Origin of the sequence: Streptomyces alkaliphilus, from assembly GCF_014141535.1 — a bacterium.
GTDB lineage: Bacteria > Actinomycetota > Actinomycetes > Streptomycetales > Streptomycetaceae > Streptomyces > Streptomyces alkaliphilus.
This window is the reverse complement of sequence record NZ_VKHT01000667.1, coordinates 1-2,948: the sequence shown is the minus strand read 5'-3', so window position 1 is coordinate 2,948 and position 2,948 is coordinate 1. Positions and strand designations below refer to the sequence as shown.

2 protein-coding genes and 1 pseudogene are annotated in these 2,948 nt (G+C 73.1%); 2 read left to right on the top strand and 1 reads right to left on the bottom strand.

Features of this window, described 5'->3' with window-relative positions:
- Positions 1-519, top strand: a 519-nt coding sequence (locus FNQ90_RS18235; protein ID WP_182607359.1) for a glycosyltransferase, incomplete at its 5' end; no start/stop codon positions are given.
- On the opposite strand, the gene FNQ90_RS18230 is transcribed toward FNQ90_RS18235, so the two are convergent.
- Entirely contained in the window at positions 458-2,269 is a 1,812-nt protein-coding gene (locus FNQ90_RS18230; RefSeq protein WP_323380044.1) for a stealth family protein, read from the bottom strand. The two genes, FNQ90_RS18235 and FNQ90_RS18230, sit on opposite strands and share 62 nt — an antisense overlap.
- 463 nt (positions 2,270-2,732) lie before the next feature.
- On the opposite strand from FNQ90_RS18230, the pseudogene FNQ90_RS18225 reads away from it, so the two are divergent.
- Positions 2,733-2,948: pseudogene (locus FNQ90_RS18225) on the top strand (hypothetical protein); the annotation flags it as partial.

Here is a 2,948-nt window from a genome sequence, read left to right as displayed (position 1 = left end):
GCGCCGGAGGGTGCCGGGGGCGCGGGGGGTACCGGCGGATACGTGGTGCAGATGGACGCCGACGGCAGTCATCCGGCCGCGGTCCTGCCCGAGATGGTGGGAGTGGCCCGGAGCACCGGGGCCGGCCTGGTGATCGGCAGCCGGTACGTGGCGGGCGGCCGGTTGGCCGCCGGGTGGGAGCGGCACCGCAGGATGCTCTCCCGCGGGGCCAACGCGTACGCCGGTGCCCTGCTCGGGACGGGCATCCGCGACCTGACCGGCGGGTTCAACCTGTGGCGCGAGGAGGCGCTGTGGGCCGTGGCGCCGCAGGACGCCGCCGGGGCCGGCCACGCCTTCCAGGTGGAGCTGAAGCACCGGGCCGTGGTGCGCGGGGTACGGGTGGTGGAGGTGCCGATCCGCTTCGGAGCCCGCCGTGCCGGGGACTCCAAGCTGTCGGCGGCGGTGCCGGGAGTCCCGCTCAGGCCTCCCGCTCGTAGGGGCAGGCGAAGGGGAAGTACGCCTGGAGGAACGGCTCCATGATCGACAGCTGGGTCGCCAGGTCCTTCTCGTCGGAGACCGTGTCGTTCAGGCAGAACACCGTGCGGTTGTGGGCCGCCAGCAACCGGCCCAGGCGCGTCTCGATCGCCGGGTGGGCCATGTCGAAGTAGTCGTACGGGATACCGCCGGGCACCGCGCGTCCGGTGAGGAACGCGTAGTAGTGGTGGAGCGAGGAGGTGACCGAGAGGTCGTTCAGCTCGCGGAACCGGTTGGCCGCGGTGGCCCTGTGCCGGTCCGCGAACTCCTCCTCGATCTCGTACAGCACACTGCGCCGCAGGGCGTGCGGGACGTGCTTCATCTTCTGCGTGATGACCGCGCCGAAGCGCTCCTCCAGCAGCATCCGGTTGTTCTTGCCCGCCACCGACACCGGCACGTCGTCCGGGGTGGGCAGCCCGTAGGGGATGTGCGCCTTGGACAGGAAGAACCGGGTGAGGCCGTTGCCCAGGAAGAAGTGCTGCGGCACCGTCAGGCGGCCGAAGAACACGTCGTCGTTGAGGTAGAGGAAGTGCTCCGCGAGGCCCTCGATGTGGTGCAGCTGGCTCTCGATGGCATGGGAGTTGAAGGTCGGCAGCAGCGAGGTGTCGGAGAAGATCTCGCGGTGGTCCACCACCGTCAGCCCGGGGTGGTCGGTGTTCAGCCAGGAGGGCACCTGCCGGTCGGTGACCAGGTAGACGTGCCGGATCCACGGCGCGTACTGGTGCAGCGAGCGCAGCGAGTAGCGCAGCTCGTCGCGGCTGAGGTAGCGGGCGGCGTTGGCGGCCTCGGCGTGGTAGGTCTCGCCGGCGTGCAGGGCGCGCCGGCCCAGCCAGTCCGGGTCGGCGCCGTCCACCCAGGTGTAGACGGCGTCCACCGGGAAGGGGACGTCGTCCGGCAGGGGCCGGGAGAACTCCGGGATGGTGATCACCGGGTGCGCGGCCAGGCCCTTCGGTTCCGGGGCGGGGCCGGCCCCGGGGCGGTCGGCGGTGACGGTGCCCGCGCGGGGGTCCGCGTCCCCGGGAGTGCCGGTGACCGGGTGCAGCTGGTCCAGCCGGGCGAGGGGAACGGTGACGCGCGGGGTGTCCGGGGAGATCTCCTCGGTGCACCGGTTGCGGCGCGGGGCGACGAGCATCCCGCGCTCGTCGGTCCTCCAGAACTCCACGGTGCAGCCGTAGCGCTGGCCGAGGGCGGTGGAGCCGCGTCGGTCGGTGGTGTACCAGCACAGCCGCACCAGCGGGGCGGAGGTCCACAGGCGGCGGGCCGCCTGTGAGTCGCCGGGCACGGTGTGGCGCGGGCCGCGACGCCGGCGGCGGGGGCGGACGCCGACGTAACCGGCGGTGCGGGCGCACATCCGGGCCAACGCGCGGGCGGCCCGGAGGCGGTCGGCCGCCGGCACGGCGACGGTGGAGCCGGCCGGGTCCACGCCGCGCACGCAGAAGTAGTCGACGCCGGCCTCCTCGAGGGCGTCGCACACCCTGCGCAGCGCCTCGTCCCGGGCGGCCAGCGGGGTGGGGAACTCCCGCACCGTGGCGGCCTTGGGCCGGCGGTTGACCTGCACCATGCGGCGCTCCTGGCCGGAGAACAGCTCCGGTCGGGCGCGTCGGGCGCGTTCCGCGCGGATCTCCGCCATCCGGTCGGGCACGGCCCCGGCGGTGTCGGCGAGGGTGCGCTTGACGGAACCGCGCAGTTGCGGGGAGACCCGGCCGGCCACCGCGCGGCGGGCGCGCAGGGGGATCACCCGGCGGTAGAGGGACACCAGCGGGGAGGCCTCGGGATTGACCGGCGGGTGGGACCCGGCGGAGGACCCGCCGGGTCGGCGGATCGTCCGACCGGACGCCCCCGCCCCGGAGGCCTCGGCCGGTGCCGGGTGGGTCCCGGACTCGGCTCGGTTGCTCACGGTGCGCGGGCGTTCGACCTGAACAAGAGCTGCATACCTGATGAAACGCCGCATAACTTTCACGATACGGCGCGGTGATGGCGCGGGTGTCCGTTCGGCGTCCGATGGCGCGGCGGATGACGTGGAGACCGGTGCACAGCGTGATATCACCTCGCGCGCCTTCCACGGATGCGGAGACCCATGCGCGTTTTCCCGTGGAAATTCGTGGAGGTTCCCCGGGAATCACGGGCGTGTCGTGTCGGTCGCGTACGATCCGTGACGGTCGTCGGCGCGTGTGCCGCGCCGGGATGCGGGGAGCGGCCCCGGGGGTTCTCCTGGTGACATGACCGATGCCGACATCCGTCTCGACCGTCCCTCCCGGCCCTCCAACCCGGTCGTCCGCGCCTTCTTCCAGGCGGTCAACACCGGTGACCGCACCGCCCTGCTCGCCCTGCTGACCTCCGACGCGGTACTCGTCTCGGACGGGGAGGAACGGGAGGCGGAGCCGTGGCTGGATCGTGAGGTGCTGGAGGTCGGGGGGCACGTGGAGGTCGTGGAG